The organism is Bradyrhizobium sp. SZCCHNRI1009 (assembly GCF_032487575.1).
Lineage (GTDB): Bacteria > Pseudomonadota > Alphaproteobacteria > Rhizobiales > Xanthobacteraceae > Bradyrhizobium.
Window position 1 is genome coordinate 29,758 of sequence record NZ_JAUEUL010000015.1, and the last position, 16,331, is coordinate 46,088.

11 protein-coding genes and 2 pseudogenes are annotated in these 16,331 nt (G+C 57.3%); 8 read left to right on the plus strand and 5 right to left on the minus strand.

Going from position 1 to position 16,331, the window contains the following annotated elements:
* Positions 1–808 precede the first annotated feature (808 nt).
* The gene (locus QX010_RS23170; RefSeq protein WP_315804862.1) at positions 809–2,203 is read left to right on the plus strand and encodes an MFS transporter; all 1,395 of its coding nucleotides are present in this window, start codon (positions 809–811) and stop codon (positions 2,201–2,203) included.
* Between the two features lie 1,728 nt (positions 2,204–3,931).
* Here the strand turns inward: QX010_RS23170 and QX010_RS23175 are convergent.
* Positions 3,932–5,269 (minus strand): ABC transporter substrate-binding protein, encoded by a 1,338-nt coding sequence (locus QX010_RS23175; RefSeq protein ID WP_409997978.1) that lies wholly within the window; start codon positions 5,267–5,269, stop codon positions 3,932–3,934.
* 97 nt (positions 5,270–5,366) lie between these two features.
* Positions 5,367–6,359, minus strand: coding sequence for an NAD(P)-dependent oxidoreductase (locus QX010_RS23180; protein ID WP_315804863.1), 993 nt, complete (start codon positions 6,357–6,359; stop codon positions 5,367–5,369).
* Between the two features lie 343 nt (positions 6,360–6,702).
* Here QX010_RS23180 and QX010_RS23185 point away from each other — a divergent pair, with 343 nt between their 5' ends.
* Together QX010_RS23185 and QX010_RS23190 are read left to right on the plus strand one after the other, a co-directional pair.
* Positions 6,703–7,521, plus strand: coding sequence for a DUF3102 domain-containing protein (locus tag QX010_RS23185; RefSeq protein WP_315804864.1), 819 nt, complete (start codon positions 6,703–6,705; stop codon positions 7,519–7,521).
* Positions 7,479–7,714: pseudogene (locus QX010_RS23190) on the plus strand (transposase); the annotation flags it as partial. The gene QX010_RS23185 and the pseudogene QX010_RS23190, both read left to right, overlap by 43 nt.
* Here the strand turns inward: QX010_RS23190 and tnpC are convergent.
* The 3 genes and pseudogenes from tnpC to tnpA form a co-directional block, all read right to left on the minus strand.
* A pseudogene (gene tnpC, locus QX010_RS33090) lies at positions 7,700–9,126 on the minus strand (IS66 family transposase); the annotation flags it as partial. The pseudogenes QX010_RS23190 and tnpC sit on opposite strands and share 15 nt — an antisense overlap.
* A gap of 40 nt (positions 9,127–9,166) precedes the next feature.
* Complete coding sequence (gene tnpB / locus QX010_RS23210) at positions 9,167–9,442, minus strand: IS66 family insertion sequence element accessory protein TnpB (RefSeq protein WP_409997979.1); 276 nt, start codon at positions 9,440–9,442, stop codon at positions 9,167–9,169.
* On the minus strand, positions 9,439–9,777 hold the full coding sequence (gene tnpA, locus QX010_RS23215) for an IS66-like element accessory protein TnpA (protein ID WP_316182101.1): 339 nt from the start codon (positions 9,775–9,777) through the stop codon (positions 9,439–9,441). The genes tnpB and tnpA overlap by 4 nt, the downstream gene beginning before the upstream one ends.
* A 412-nt stretch (positions 9,778–10,189) precedes the next feature.
* Between tnpA and ribA the strand changes: the two genes are divergently transcribed.
* The 5 genes from ribA (at position 10,190) to QX010_RS23240 (ending at position 16,250) form a co-directional block, all read left to right on the plus strand.
* On the plus strand, positions 10,190–10,789 hold the full coding sequence (gene ribA, locus QX010_RS23220; RefSeq protein ID WP_315804867.1) for a GTP cyclohydrolase II RibA: 600 nt from the start codon (positions 10,190–10,192) through the stop codon (positions 10,787–10,789).
* 29 nt (positions 10,790–10,818) lie between these two features.
* On the plus strand, positions 10,819–12,495 hold the full coding sequence (locus tag QX010_RS23225) for a WD40 repeat domain-containing protein (RefSeq protein WP_315804868.1): 1,677 nt from the start codon (positions 10,819–10,821) through the stop codon (positions 12,493–12,495).
* A gap of 96 nt (positions 12,496–12,591) precedes the next feature.
* Positions 12,592–13,590, plus strand: a complete 999-nt coding sequence (locus tag QX010_RS23230; protein ID WP_315804869.1) for an NAD(P)H-dependent oxidoreductase — start codon at positions 12,592–12,594, stop codon at positions 13,588–13,590.
* Positions 13,591–13,592: 2 nt separating this feature from the next.
* Positions 13,593–14,954: a DUF6687 family protein gene (locus tag QX010_RS23235; RefSeq protein WP_316182104.1), complete on the plus strand. Its 1,362-nt coding sequence runs from the start codon at positions 13,593–13,595 to the stop codon at positions 14,952–14,954.
* A 102-nt stretch (positions 14,955–15,056) separates the two neighbouring features.
* Positions 15,057–16,250: an alpha-hydroxy acid oxidase gene (locus QX010_RS23240; RefSeq protein WP_315804871.1), complete on the plus strand. Its 1,194-nt coding sequence runs from the start codon at positions 15,057–15,059 to the stop codon at positions 16,248–16,250.
* Positions 16,251–16,331: the final 81 nt, after the last annotated feature.

Sequence of the window (16,331 nt, forward strand, 5' to 3'; positions counted from 1 at the left end):
TCCTAGTCAAATCGATTGGTCGCCACCGATAGCCACATCTTCTGAAAGCGATCAGCCGGCAGGGCGGGGCCGCTCGCTCCTTCGCTGGCGTTATCGATCGCACGACTTGGGCCAGCCCTCGGGAAAACACGGGTTCGGATTCCCCTTGGGAGCGCCAGCTCTGCCTTTCCCCGCTGATTTTCTTGAGTTTTTGGTCGTTTTCCAAACCGGCAGATTGCGTTTGGGGAAAGTCGTTCGCCTTGTGTCCTTCAAGGCGGGCCAGGGCATCGACCGCAAGGCTCGCCTGTCAGCCTCCTCAGTGTATCGCTCAGCCTCTGCAAGAGTGGTGTGGCCATGGACATGATCATCTATGCCGTCGCGCCGGCCTCCGCCAAGCTGCGGCCGGTCGCCTTCCGCAGGCCGTGGCGACTTTTCGACACTGAGCGCACCTCGATAGCTCACTGCTCAGGTTCGTTTGCGATTCGGCGGAGGCCTCGAGCTTCCGTATGAACTCACCCGCCAGACGAGCTGCAATTTCTGCGGTGACACCTCTTGACTCCCCGTTCGCGTCGTCCGCCCATATCTGTCATGGTGATCTTCACTCTTGAAGAGATCCGGCGGCCCAGCGCGCTGATAAGATGCGCTCAGGTGAGTAAAAGCCCACTGCGTGCGGCCGTTCATCCGCTCAACATTTTTGGCCGGAGCAGCACACTATCTTTCGCTGCTATTGTCGCTTGACTTATTCGGTTATTTTAGAAACAAAATGGTAATTAAAATGGTCGTGGTGCCGGGCGTTGGCAATCGCTTTTGCTGAAGAAAGGTCACTGGCATGCGGCAAGAATTGGACGGCCGGAGCTGGCAATCACTGCTTACCTGGAAACGGATCCCTATTCTGAGCATCCTACTTGGTGGCGTCCTTGTACAGTCCATGAACGTTCTCATGCTGGCCACGATGCTTCCGTCCATCGTCGGTGAACTTGGTGGCGTCGCGATGATCAGTTGGCCGACCACCGCGTATCTGGCCTCATCTATCGTCGCGGCAACCTCCGCCGGAGCGCTTGCGAACGCCATTGGTACTCGTACGGTCTATTGCGCTGGGGTATTAACTTTTGGCCTCGGAGCACTTCTATGCTCCACGGCGACGGCAATGGTCTGGATCGTCGTTGGCCGGCTGATTCAAGGATTTGGCGGTGGGTTAGAAACCGCCGTTGCCTATGTCCTTGTCCGTGGAGCTTTTCCCCAGGGGCTCTGGTCAAGGACAGTCGCATTGATGTCGACCAGCTGGAGCGTGTCCGTGATGGTCGGCCCATTGGTCGGCGGCATGTTCACCAAATTCGGCAGTTGGCGTGCCGCGTTTGTCGCAACCTTGGTCGCTGCCGCCGCTTTAGCAATTGGCGCCTTCATTATCCTGCCGGCGACAATCAATCGGTCTCACGCTTCCCGCGTACCTACGGCGCGCGTGGTCCTAATCTGCGTTTCAATAGCTGCGACGTCCTTTGCGTCGGTTGTTAGCTCCCTAATTTCGAAACTAGGGCTTCTTGTCTTGGCTATGATTTCGCTTGCAGCAATGTTGCGGCTGAATCGCCATGCGCCTACACCAATGCTACCAAGAAACGCTTTTTCGTGGCGTGCTCAAACAGGTGTAGGCCTATGGTTAGGATTGCTGCTTTGTATTGCTTTCAGTCCCCTGCAGATCTATATGCCGATGTTTCTCCAACAGATTCACGGGTTCGATCCGCTTGCTGCCGGTTTCTCGGTTGCTACCGCTTCCCTCGCTTGGACGGTTGCGTCCATGATCAGTGCTGGCGCGTCAGGTCCTTGGCCTGATCGCTTGATAGTGATTGGTCCTCTGATGATGGCATTGAGTCTGGTCTTGATGAGTTGGCTCGCGCCAGGCTCCACCGTGCTGCTATTGATCGCAACAATTCCCCTGCTTGGGGCAGGTATAGGTCAGTGCTGGCCCATTGTCGCGCAACGCATTATGGAAGGGGCTGAGGCGGGCGACGAGACAGTTGCAGCTTCCTCGGTACCGACGATCCAACAGATGGGATTTGCCTTGGGTGGGGCAATCGCGGGAATCGTCGCCAACGCTAGTGGTCTCACAAGCGCAATTTCCAACGACGGTATGGTGGAGGCGGCGTTCTGGGTGCCGACGAGTTTCGTCGTGTCTGCGGTATTAGCCGCTGCGACAGCAATTCACTTGCGTAAGCTGCGTGCGGCTTGAATGGTGGGGTTCGTCAATTTCCGTTTTCTCAAGACCTAGCTTCGGGCATTTTCGATCCGTGCTGCGTGCCACGACGTCAATTGGCACAAGAGAAAATGGCAAGGGTCCCGGTTTTCGCTCGAAAGTTGCGCAATCCGTCCCGCCGGGTGCAACCTCCAACTAAGACTTTTTCCCGATATGCGAGCGACCCGATATACTATAGGCGCAACGACGAGCGCCGGCCACAATGTGATCTACCCGATCTACTTTTGTTTCGGCCCCGAGAAGCGCTCGGAACACGGCTAGTTCAGAACGGCACAGACCCTGGCACGCGGCGGCCGCCGCGCAAATCGGGCAGTGATTCTCAATAAGCAGCAGGTCTCCGTTAGGCATCTCGGAGACGCTGGCCATATAACCCTCGTTTGTTCGTATTTGTGCCAAAGCTTCCAGTCTCTGTTTGAGGGACCGCTTTGATCCGATCAGCTTTTGGTAATTCGCAATGCTGGCGCGCTCACGGTGCTCGATCAGCTGTTCCAGCCCGCGGTCACCAAAGACGTTCCGTATCGAGTGCACCAATTCGATAGTCAGATCTGAGTGACGGTCCGGAAAACGGGCGTGGCCGAGCTCCGTTATCTTCCAGTATTGCTTCGGTCGTCCACGCCCCTCACGTTGGCTCTCGGTCTCTGCTAACCCAGCATCTACAAGATTCACGAGGTGCATTCGTGCGCCAGCCGGAGTGATGCCGAGCATTGCCCCGAGCCCTGCTGCCGTCTGAGGGCCGCGGGTCTTCAGATGAAAAAGGATTCTATCCTGGGAGCGTGTGTTGTCTTGACTCATATCGAATTTAGAAACACTATGCTATCTAAATTAGGACGTCCAACGTCTAGCTGCGAGACGACCAGGGTGGAAGGGTGAACGACCGCATTGCCCGTATCCTACCGCGCCGATTGACCTGTTCGCAACAACCTCAGCTCGCACGCGCATAGGTCGGTTTGGTGGCGGTGTTGCTGGTTCAAAGGACCAGGCGTCCGTTCTCCTAGTCCGCAAGAATGAGCAGCAGCGGTGGATGTACGGATATCTCGTCAACATCGCTCCGTTCAAGGTTCGGGGAACGCGGCCAAGTCTAGCTTATCAGCTCAAGAGGTTAGTGCCAATCGTGCGATGCGGGATGTCCGGTGGAACCGCTCGTTATTTCCGGACGCCTGGTAGGAGAGCGTCGATGGCAAGGCGCTCCGTTAGCTACCTCTAAGTTCGCCTACTAGACGGCGAGAGAAAGCAGAGCCTGCTATGCGAGTATACGTTTGGGGTGCGCTGAAGACCTGGTGCCGGAAGCGCAGCGAACTCGCTACTTTGATGGAGCTGGACGCAAGGCAACGAGAGGACACTGGGTTAGATGTGGAACTATATCGTCGTACTGGTTCGTGGCAGCCCAAGCGACTTTTTGACGTATTGAGGCCTATCAAGAAACGACCTTCAACGCGCGCTAGTGGATCACGGTGGTGAATGCGAAGGTGCACACGTTCCATTTCCAGCTGGCAGATTCAACTCTTCAGGAGGGCGCTGCCTTACTAGCTGGACCACGGCGGCTTTCATAGAAGGCCACCTCGGACGGCGTCCTTCCGGACAGTCAAACTTAAATTCCACGCGGCCAATACTCGAATGTCGCGTAAACAGCTGGACAGGTAAGATGCGGCTAAATGGACGAACGCTAGTCGTAAACGTTTCTAATTGCGTTCGGATCGTATCATATCAATTCCTCATAAACCCCTCGCACTCACTCTCTGCCCAGGCGAGCGTCTGCTCCATAGGCTCTCCTTGGAAATGGCGAAGGCACATCTTTACTTGGACAGCCCCCGCGTAAATTTGCTGGGCTATCTTGGGCGGCGCGGGCGACGCAGCAACCGAGAGGATCTGATGGTGGTGAGGATTCGGATAATGATAGAGCGTTCCCGACGGCGGCCCGATGTCCCTCCAGATATCTAGATCATTGATGTTGTTGAAGGCAGGCAAGTCGAAGCCGCCGCTTGCGACGACCATCTTTTCGACTGATGATTTCTGCGAAAGATATGCCAGCAGACTCTTTGCTGCCTGCTTGTTCCTGGAGAATTGCCACACCGTCCAAAAGAACGGCGAATAAGGAGCAAACCGACCTCTGGGCCCAGCTGGAAATCCGTGGCTCCAGCACAATTCTGCGATATGGGCTGCATCCCGCTTGGCGACCGCCCAGGCGCTCGGCGGATTCAGGATCAGCGCGCCTCTACCGGATATAAGCCATTTATTGTTTGATGCATCGTCCCAGGCTGCGGCGTCGGGAGGCAAAAAGCCAATCAGCTTCTTATAGTACTCGACCGCCTCCCGAACCGAATCCGTCCTGACTGTGATGTCACCCCGCGCATTAACAAGATCAGCACCGAAAGAATGGAAGATTGCCCCAGCAGTGTCGATACTGTCCGGCGTTTCCCCAATTCCGATTCCGAAGGGGTAGCCGCCCCTATGACATGCCTCTGCCGCTGCCAGAAACGTCTCGAGGTTCCACGCGGCCGCTTCTGGCGGTCTGCCTGGTGGGTACATTGCCTGAACATCGATGTTCGCGTATCTCTTCATTAAATCAATTCGAGAACAGGGGCCCTTAATCTGACTACCTACACAGGTCGGAATGCCAAGCCACTTTCCACCTTGATGTCCTAGGTAGCGCGCCGCGTCGTTCACTGGGCCATTCTGCCCTATCAAGTGATCCATTAAATCGTTCAACGGTTCGAGCAATTCAGCATTTGCAATCGGCCACCAGGTTGGCATTTGCAGAATATCGTGGCCGGTCTTGGCTCTGCCTTCTACCGCAATGGTTAGACGATCCTTGCCTCCCTGGCTCGTAATGTAGTCGATCTGAACATCAACTTTTTCTCGCTCGGCCCACTCCCTAACGAGTTCTGTGGAGGCGTTATCGGCGCCAGGGATCCAATGTTGCCATAGCCCGACCGAAAGCTTACCCGCCGCATGGGCTGTGCGAATGTACGGCGAGTAAATCGCTACTGCAGAGGTCGTGGCAGCGCAGACAACAAGGGATCGCCGCGTGATTGATGGTCTCATCAGCAGTCCTCGCCCGACTCCGTGCTCGTCGCTAGTCGGAAGTTGCAGATTCTAAGAATAGCGCCGTTTATCAGGCGTTGCTCCGACGTGTCGTCAGTCAGTAGCCGATAGCTCGATCAAAGACGTCAGTGAGGGGCATACCGGACACAAAGGCGTTGAAGTTCGCGAGCGTCTTCTCAGTCAATAACCGTCCGCTATCGCCACCGGACCAGGAGATATGTGGCGTTAAGTAAACGTTGGGGTGACGATAAACTGGATCACCCGCGGGTGGCGGCTCGGGATCAAAGACGTCTAGTGTTACTGCCCCAATTCGCCCGGCATCAAGAGCCTCAAGCAATGCAACTTGGTCGATTATGCGACCTCGGGCGACGTTGACGATGTGCAATGTCGGCTTTGCTTTACGGAGAGTCTCGCGATTGATCAGATGAACTGTACTGTCTGTTAGCGGCAAGGCTATTACCAGGTGATCTGCCCCCTCAACCAGAGCTCCAATGTCCGACACCGAAACGACATTTCGGTCGGCATTGTCGCGCGAGCTCCGTCGAAGCACCCTTATGGAGCCACCAAACGGAGCAAGACGCGCTGCGACCGCTTGGCCGATCGATCCGAATCCAGCGATTCCGATTGTTTTCCCCCACAGCGATCCCAAGGACGCCGGCCTCCAATTCTCTGGTGTACGTACTCGAATTTCAATAAGTCGCTTTTCCTGCAGGAGAATGGCCGCGATGACGTACTCCGCTATTGGGATAGCAGCAATTCCGCGTCCCACCGTCACCAGCGGCACGTCAAGAATCCAGCCCGGGAAGAAGTCGAGCGCCGTGGATGCCACTTGCACCCAACGTAATGCGAATGGCCAACCTTGAGGCTTTTGAGCCGGAGCCGTCCGCCAGCCGGCCTGCGGTCGCGTCAAGAGAACGGTTGCGTCGCGTCGGAACTCCCACGGATCGCAGCCGGAGGAATCGTCGATGAGATTGGGGCGAGACCAGTGGTCTTCGAGTGCAGAGTGAACCGCCGATCCGAGCTGGTTGATTACCGTGACACGCGGCGGGCCTTTGATCGTCCCGCCGGAGTTATCTTGAGATTGATCCATGTGATGGTTTTCCCCGTGCGACCCACCGTATCAACGTAAGGTAGCGTACAGGGGCTAGGCGTCCAAGCGCAAAATTACCTTTCTGTCTGCCGTAAGTAGTTGCGGTCTGTGGCGTGTCTTGATCGGCCTCGCACAGCACTAGTAGGAGCCGGCTGAGCTCAAGCGGAACGTCAGAACAGTTGCTCTGCTCCCGGCGGGACGGGCGATGATTTGTGGAGGAGACGTTTCCCGGCATGCGAAAATGTTAGGGGGACTACCAGAAGTGGTGGCTTGTATGTTCCAGCCCAGTAGGTTTAAGAGGAGTATGAAAATACCAAGACGCTGAACGACACTGGTGCTTCAGATGCCAGGAAGAGCATTGACCACGTCCTTCGAACAAAAAACAGAAGTCTGCATAGAAAGCGGACGTCAGGCTGGCCCACGATTTGACTATGCACAGTTGCCGAAATCCGTGGCTACGTTCCTGTTAGGTGAGAGTGATCGTATTCGTCGACAGTACACAAGCTCAATTGTCCAGATCGGAAAGGCGCTGCTTGGTGCGAAGAGGTATCTTTCTCACGGATCATTCATCGTGTGGGTTGAGAGCGAAGTTGGCATGCCGGCTCGTACCGCTCAAGCATACATGCGAGTAGCGCAGTGGGCTGCTGACAAAAGCGCAAGCGTTGCGCGTTTGCCGCCAGTCATACTGTATTTGTTGTCGTCATCGAGCACTCCACTCGAAATCACACGTGCCGCAATTGAACGCGCTGAGGCGGGAGAGACACTAAGCGTCAGCAAGCTGCGTAGTGAACTTAAGAGGTATCGGGCCAGCAATGACGCTCGTTCGAACGGGACCGCGGAACTCCCGATGAGTGAGGTATCAACGCCGGGTACAGACGAGACATTGCGTCCCGGACACGACGTATTAATGGCTTCGATAGAACAGGCGATAGGAATCCTCGCGCGCGAGCTTTCAGACGAGGATTTTGCTCGCGTGAGAAGGGCGTTTACAGATCAGAATTTTATCGGGGAGCCGAATTTTACAACGAAGATCGCTGGCGTCTTTTCCAAAGTACACGAGGGTTGGCGCTTCAATGAACAGGACGTGCCGACAAAAAAGCGAACGATAGATCGGGCCGGGCAGGCGTGCCGGTCGCCGATTTGTGCCGCACGCATGGCGTGAGCGACGCCAGCATTTACAAATGGAAGGCCAAGTTCGGCGGAATGGACGTCTCGGAGTCCAAGCGGCGGAAGACGCTGGAGGACGAGAGCACGCGGCTCAGGCGGCCGCTGCGGCCAAGCGGAAAGCTGTCGCGCATCTCGTGGGCGTTGATGGGATGAGCGAATGGCGGGCGTGTAAAGCCATCGGCTGTTGCGCGCAGCTCGCGTTCGGCCGCATTGTTGGTCATGCACAGGCGACCGTCGTCGATTAAGCGCGTGAACACCTCCCAGCGTTCGAGGCTGTAGTCGATCGCCTTGGCGGTCTCGCTTTTGCCGGATAGCTTGGTACGGCGTTCGCGCAGGAAGTCGTGAAGCTCGTCGACCAGCGGACGGCTGCGCTCGTTACGCACGGCTTCGCGCTCTTGGGCCGACAGATCTTTGATCTCGCGTTCGATCGCAAACAGCGCGTCGATCTCGCAATGGCTTTGATCGCAATCGGCGCCTTCTTAAGCCGCGCAAGCTCGAAGAACTTGCGCCCGTGCATGCGCGCCGCAGCCGACCTTGATGATCGGGCCGGGCTTGCGCGAGGCTTCGTTGAGCCGGTTGAAGCCGGCATTGGCGCCCGCCTGCATCGGCACGGCATAGCCCGGCCAGGTGCGCCTCGGGATGCGCACCGGTGCGGTCGGGCGAGTAGAAGAACATCGCTGCCGGCGGTGCGTGCCCGGCAAAGGGATGATCGTCGCGCACATAGGTCCACACGCGCCCCGTGCGCGTCTTGCCCTTGGCCAGAACCGGCACCGTGGTGGCGTCGGCATTGATGCGCTCGCCTGCAAGCACGTGCGCCTTGATCGCCTGGACCAGGGGCGTCGGGGTCGCAGCTGTCGCGCCGACCCAGTCGGCCAGCGTGGAGACGTCGAGCGCCACGCCCTTATGCCCATAGGTCGTACTCTGCCGGGTGAGCGGAAGGTGGAGCCCGTATTTGGCGAACAGGATGTGCGCCGGCAGACGCGGTCCCGCACGTCAGCGGGAACGGCGCCGGCGGCTGCGTGATCGCCTCGCAGGCGCGGCAGGAGAACTTCTCGCGCACGTGCTGGATCACCTTCCACTGCCGTGGCACGAGTTCCAGCGTCTCGGTAAAGTCCTCGCCGATCTTGCGCAGCCTGTCGCTACCGCAACATGGGCAATTGGCCGGTGCAGGATGCACGATGCGCTCGCGCGGCAAGTGCTCGAGTAGCGGCCGCCGTGCGGGACGCCGGCGCTCGAACGGACGTATGTCGACTCTCTCGGCCTTGGCCCGCTCGACTGCCGTCTGTGCGGCAGCTTCAGCCTCGGCAGCATCTTGCTCGAGATCGGCAAGTTCGAGCTCGAGCTGATCGAGCACCAAAGCGCGCTCCGATGAGGGCCCATACTGCACGTGCTTGAGCTTGGCGATCGTGAACTTCATCTGCTCGATCAGCAGCGCGCAGGCGCGGACCGGGGCTTCGAGATTGCGTGCCTTGGCTTCTGCCGCGAGCTGGGCGGCCGTCGCCTTGGTGAGCTCGGTCTGGCCCGCGAGCACCAGCGCCTTCAGCGTCGCTACATCATCGAGGAACGAATCGGCTGTGATCATCGCAGGAGATGGAATCACAGCTCCGACCGGCGTGCATCAACGCCGTCGCGTTCGAGCGCTAACCAACAGCCTCCGGGCGCCACGTTCGCTGCGGATGCCGCCAGTCGATGCCTTCGCGCAGATAACCGAGCTGCGCCGGCGTGATCGTCACCGCTCCATCCACCGTCTGTGGCCAGATAAAGCGGCCGCGGAACACGAACAGATGGCCACCATGCGGATCGCGCTTCAGCGTCTCCTGAACGAGCAGTGCCAGACCGTCGAAATGCTTGCGCATGTCGGCATGGCCCGTCGCCAGCCAGGCCTGGGTGCCGGAGGGAATTGGAATCGCGATCACGATCCCGCCCGAAGCGCCGAGGCCACTGCCGTCACCGTCGCGACATCCGCCGGGCCGCTGATCCGGGTCCTCGTCTCGGTTCCGATCTCGACTTCTATCAGCCCCTGCGTGCGGGCTGCCGCCGCGTGCGGATCGGCAGCGATCGTCACGGCGGCAAAGCCAGGCAGCGCCTCCTTGCCACGCAGCTGCTGGCGCCAGCGGAACACCTGGCTGGAATGCACCCCAAACGCTCGCGCCACGCTCAGGATCGTCGCACCCGGCTGCATAGCTGCAGCCACGATCCGCTCCTTGTCAGCCCGCGACCAATGCCGCCGTCGTCGCTCCGACGTGATCACTTCCACTTCCGCTTTGGCAATAGCACTAGCTCCGGGACTAGTCCTATAGCGTCAACAAGCTTCAGCTCCGGCGCAAGGCGGCCGTCACTGGAGGCTTACGTTCCATATGTGGGGGTGGCGGCTTCGAATCGAGCCGGACGTCAAATGGCAGGAGCGAAAGCTGAGCGAGACCAAGGCGGTGTATGAAATGCATCGCGTAAATCACTGCGAGTATGTCGGCCATCAACCGCAGCAGATATGGTCGTGTCGATCGGGCAAAAATATGTAGCGAGTTGGTAGTTAAGAGACCAGCGTAGCTATGATAAGATTGGACCAATTAGCATCGTTACGACGATGTTAGACGGGTGATGCGAAACGTGGGTTTCACGCGCATCGACCGCGTCGCCAAACAGAAGACGAATGGGAGGTGTCAATGCCGACTGAGGTCTGCGTGCGGGATAAGGTCGAGATCCCGATCGGCGGCAAAGCCGTGAGAGCGACGTTTGTCAGCTTTGACAATCTCGGTGATGAAAAAGAGCACGTACTGATCATCTTTGGCCGAGTCGACCCAGAGTCAGTGCCGCTCTTTCGTATTCATTCAGAATGTTTGACCGGAGATGTATTCGCGTCTCTTCGCTGTGACTGCGGTCAACAGTTGGCAGGCACGATAAAGCTTCTGACGCGATACGGCGGCTGCCTCGCCTACTTGCGGCAGGAGGGGCGTGGAATCGGTCTGTATGCAAAACTCAGGGCGTATCTAATGCAGGACGAGGGGCTCGACACATTCGAGGCAAACAGGTTCCTCGGCTACCGTGACGATATGCGTGACTACGCGCCAGCAGCGCAAATGATGAGAGCAATAGGCGTGAAATCGGTGAGGCTTATTACGAACAATCCAGACAAGGTGTGTCAGCTTGAGAATAATGGAGTGCGCGTTGTCGAGCGAGTAGGTACACCCGCGTATATTACGTCGTACAACCGTCGCTACTTAGTCGCGAAGGCAAACAACAAGCATGCGATCGAATTAGGTTGAACAGTAAGGCTAATGATCAGGAGAGCCGAATGATCAAGCACAGCGGACCGATCAGTGGAGTTTCGACATCCCGAGGGCGATATGTAGCGACGGCGGGATATGACAATCAGGTGATACTGTGGGATGCGGGTCCTGGAAGATCGACCGCGAGAGGTGTGCACGACCACCTAGCGAACCAGTGTCAGTTTAATCGTGGAGGTGATCTCCTCGTTAGCGCCAGCAGTGACTACACCGCACGGATTTGGGAAGTGCCGACGATGCGCCTTCGGGCGGTGTGTGGTGACCATCGGGATGATGTCGAGATGGCAATCTTTCTTGATGAAGCGGAAATGGTTGTGACTTGCTCGCGCGACTATAAAATTCGCAGCTTTGGCCTTGATGGAGCTCTTCTTAATGTGTTTGAGGGGCATGAAGCGGATGTCATTTCAGTAGTGTGGGAGCCGAAGACAGGAACGTTGGTGTCGAGTAGCGACGACGGAACGGTGCGTCGCTGGGATCCGCGAACTGGGAGCCTGTTGAATACGGTTGATCTCGACAACGTCGAAACGGACACGGTCGTTATCACGGATCGGGGGGTGATTTTGGCGGGTAACGATGATGGAGAGATCGTGACAGTTTCTCCTTCAGCAGGCCGGGTTCAGGCTCACGAGGCTGGTATCAAGCGCCTCGTCTGGAGTCAGGCGACAGGGTTGTTGGTCAGTATGAGCTATGATCGGCAGGCGGCGTTTTGGAGTGTAGAGGAGGATGGGACGCTGAGAGAACGGAGTCGCAGCCAAATACCGGCAGTCGTGTGGCCACGTAGTTGCGCCTTCCTCGATAGCCGGCGGCTCGTAACGGCGACGTTTGGATCAACCTTTGCTTCATATGATTTGAGATCGCGCGAGTGGGATACTAGCAATGTTGAGGCACCTGCCGGCGTTAACGCTGTTCGCGTCGTAGAAGGCGTGGAATATACAGTCGGTGATGCGGGCGTGGTTATGGCCGACGGAAGGCCCTTGGCGTCGATGGGTAGCCTTTGCAACTTCCTTTTACCGGTTGGTCAGCGGCTCGTCACCGGTGGCCAGCTCGGGCAGCTGTTCGATGCTAAGACGGGGAAGGTCCTCTACCAACATAGATCTCCCTTGAATTGCGGCGCCGCCTTCATTCGCAATGGTGAGCCGCACGCCGTGATAGGCACATATACCGGTGAAGGACTGATATTCCGCCTCGGAGCCGAAGGACTCCGTTACCTTGCGACGGTGCAGTTGGACAGCAACGCCATCAAGGGAGTGGCCTGTTCGTCGAGCAAGATATTTGCGGTTTGCGCGACCGCTGACGTCAGCTTTCATTCGATTGAGAACTTCAGCTGCTTGGCCAGAATAACCAGAGCACACAGCCGCATTGCTAACGGTTGCACGGCGCTGGGCGAATCTGGCTTTGCTAGTGTCGGACGGGATCTCAAGCTTCGAATCTGGAGCGGTGGCGAGTCAGTTATCCATGACACGCCCCACAAAAATTCGATCAAGTGCGTATCTGCGTCGAGCGACGGCAGATGGATAGCCACTGGAAGCTACGGTGGGATGGTGGCGATTTTTGATGTGGCGGCTGAAGATTGGTGTCACGTGTCCCGGCCTACCGCTGCTGGCGTGTCGTCCATAGCGGCAGTAGCGGGCAGCGAATTTGCAGCAAGCTCGTACGATGGTGAGATCTATCGTGTGAGTGTCTGACACGGAACGGCGTCCGGCGCGACGCATCGTCGAGCATCGAGAGTATTGCAAATGAATATCGACCCAGCAGCACCAATAGCTAGGAGGGCCAAGTAGATGTCAAGCTTTGTAGTCATGTCGTTGTCCGCCAGCGAGGTCTCCTGCAGCCGGCAGTGCGGGCCGATCATCGTGAGCCGATTGAGAGAGCGAAAGTGCGAGGTCATCGAAGTCGATATCCGTTCATTGCCAGCCGTATGGGCGGATAATCGTCAACTTGACCGATATCCGTCAGAATACGAGAGGCTGCGCGTGCAGATATCGACATCGGACGGCATTGTAATTCTGTTGCCGATCTACTGCTTCGGACCGAGCGGCAGCGCAAAGGCGGTGGTTGAGATAACGTCTGCAGCATTCGCCGGTAAGCCGGTTGCCTTCGTAGTCGGGCAGGGATCGCCGCGTAGCCATCTGGCTGTGCGCGATTTGATGACGAGCCTTACGTTCGATGCGCACGCAATTTGCTTTCCGAGAACCGTCGACGTGTTGCCGGACGATGTCTCTTCTGACGGCGAAATAAAGTCGGAGGCGGGTCTGCGGCTTGAGCAGATGATCGGAGAGTTCGTCGTCTTCGCTGCCACGGCAAAACTCTTTCGGGAAGTCGTATCGGATGTCTCAGGTGGAAACGATCTACATACGCCACGCGTAAACCACTTGAACATTATGACGCGACATCTACCGAACGCTATTAAGTTCTACTCGGAGACCCTGGGAGCGCGGCATTTGTATAATTTGGGCCCCCGAAAGGCAGTCACAGATCTCGCTGGTTTTGAGTTTTTCATCGAGGAGGTGGAACAAGTTCTATACCCTCCATCGTTTCACTTTGGTGTTAGAACCACTGCCCAGGGTGTGCGAGAGCTTGAGGCGCGGCTTGCGCTTCTTGGAGTGAAATTCGTCAAGGGGAACGGGCCGGCGCCTGGAGCTCACGCCGGAGAAGATGGCGTCAGATGGGCGCTCTACTTCGAGGACCCTGACGGGCTTATGATCGAGGTGTACTCACCTGAATTGGCGGCGATCGAGCACGGCAGATCGTTTGCTGCTAGCCAACTACGATCGGCTTAGACATGTCAGAGGAATCAGATCGCACAGCGCTCAGCAGGGTGGATTGCGCAAGGCTGCTGGTCGACGAGGATGTCGCTACAGCATTGCTCGATATGGATGTGCGCTACGTCGCCGGGCGGGCTCTTATCGTCATCGAAAACCAGTTTTTCGATCTTGGGACATGCATCGCTGGGCAATGTACCGTGGCCTCATACGGTAGTCTGGACTATCGGCGGCGTGCGCTGGTGCGGCTGCGCTATGAGCCATCGACCGAGTCGTCTGGTATTGTTCGTCGCAAAATGGGCGCATCAGGTATGGCGCCCACTCTGCCACTCCCGAACCGAACCAGCGCGGCAGATGTTGTCCTGCCGGTACGATTCGGCAAGGGGACGTATGTTCCATTTGAAGCCTCCGCAGCGATGCGGAATGTCTCGATCGATGCCTTTGAAAACGCCGGTACGATCCTCACTCTGTCGCACTGGCCCTCTGCGAATACTCCTGAGCGGTATCGCGCGGATTTATCGGCAGACAGTGTCTTCCGTTATCTGGACGCGGGCGAGCCTATGCCATGCGATTGCTTCACCAGCGATCATTTCGATGTTGATGGGCTCGTTGGGATCATTGCAGCGCTCAGTCCGGAGTGGGCGCAGAGGAATCGAGGCCAATTACTCAGCATCGCTGAGTACGGTGACTTCAACCGTGGGCACGATCCGCTCACGAGGCGCATGAGTCTCACGATCAATGCGCTTGTTGCTGATCGACAGGAGCGGGCGGCGGAACTGCAGCAGCCGGTCGACAAGACAAATGTCGAACTATTCGGTGAATTCCTGACCGAGCTTCCGAGCATCGTCGGTGGCGTTGGCGGCTACGAGGCGGCTTGGGGACCGGAGGAAGAGGTCTTCTCGAGGACCGAGCGTCTCTTCAATGAAGGGAAGATCAGCATCATCGTTGTCCCGGAGGTGGATCTTACCATATTCGAATTAGTTGAAGTCGAAGCCGTGCCTACAGCAGAGACGAACCTCAGATACTCTGGTCTGTCCAGTATCTCCTTCCACAATCGTTGCGAGTCAGGAACGCTGCTGCTGGTTGGAGGGGAACGGTACGAAGTGCGCCAACGGTATGAGACCTGGGTTGCGAAGAGATCAGCTATTCCGCGGCCAAGGCGCGACCTTGCGCTTTTGGCCGAAGCGCTCAACGAGCTGGAGAGGTCAACACGTGGCTGGATATACGATGGCGTACAGCAGATTACGCCGGCTATGCGATGGTCTGCGACTGAACGGAGCTCGCTTGAGCAGCCGTACGTTGTGCGAACCCTGATTGACTTCTTACGCGTCGCGCCGCCGGCGTGGCTTCCGCTGATCGAGGGACGACGTGTGGTGATCTAAGTGCAGGGGCGCCCGATGCCCAGGATCGTGTGGCGTTTCTAACTCAAGTTTAGTGATGCTGGCTTGCCGAGATCGCGAGTCCGCTACCGCCCAGGGGTTCCCATGAATAACATCACTTGCATTGAGGATCTAAGACAGTTGCACCGTCGGCGAGTGCCAACCGCCTTCTTCGAGTATGCGGATCGGGGCTCCTACGCGGAGGAGACCCTTCGCGCGAATCGCGATGATCTTCAACGTATTAAGTTTCGCCAGCGTGTTTTAGTCGACACGTCTAGCAGACAGCTGAGTACGGAAATTTTGGGGGAAAAGGCGAGCTTACCGCTGATACTAGCCCCCGTAGGTGCAACAGGGATGCAGTATCGGGATGGTGAGGTTCTTGCCTGCCGTGCCGCTCAAGAGGCCGGAATTCCATTTACCTTATCGACCATGTCAATATGTTCAATCGAGGCCGTAGCTGAGAATGTCCAGGGTCCGTTCTGGTTTCAAATGTACATGATGCGAGACCGTGGCTTCTGCAAGTCGTTAGTTGATCGAGCGCTCGCGGCGAGATGTTCGGCGCTTGTTCTGACTGTTGATTGCCAACTCATGGGACAGCGGCACGCTGACATTAGAAATGGAATGGCGGTACCGCTGCGGCTCAACCTGCGAATGATTGCTGACGTAATGTCGAGGCCTGCCTGGTTGGCAGGTGTCCTGCGTGGAAAGAGCCGAAATTTCGGTAATCTTGTCGGCCACCTACCTGGCGCGCGTGAATCTATGTCGATACCAGGCTGGCTAAGCGCTCAGTTCGATACGTCGTTGACGTGGAAAGACGTCGAGTGGCTTCGTTCTATATGGCCGGGAAAGCTAGTGCTTAAGGGTATTCAAGATGTCGAGGATGCCCGTGCAGCAGTAAATGCCGGGGTCGATGCCTTGGTCGTGTCCAATCATGGGGGGCGTCAGCTTGACGGGGCGCCGTCGTCAATTTCAGTGCTGCCCTATATCGCTGACGCGGTTGCGTCGGAGATCGAGATTGTTTTCGACGGTGGTATTCGATCCGGCCAGGACTTGATGCGGGCGCTCGCGCGAGGAGCGAGTTCATGCATGATAGGGCGATCGTATATATACGGTCTTGGCGCGGGTGGTCAGCGTGGCGTAGCGAAGGCGATCGACATTATTAAGAAGGAGCTCAGTACGACTATGGGCCTTTGTGGCATAACCGCCGTGGGGCAGATTGGGTCGCAAGTCGTGGCACGGTCGGACGAGGGCGCGATAGAGCAAGTGGAAATGAGAGTGCCGCGGTCGCTACGGCGATAGTAAAGGCAGGAAGCATGACGCTGTCATATTCGATATGTCAACGACAGGATACCCTATGAGGTGAGCTGTGTCGGGATAGCG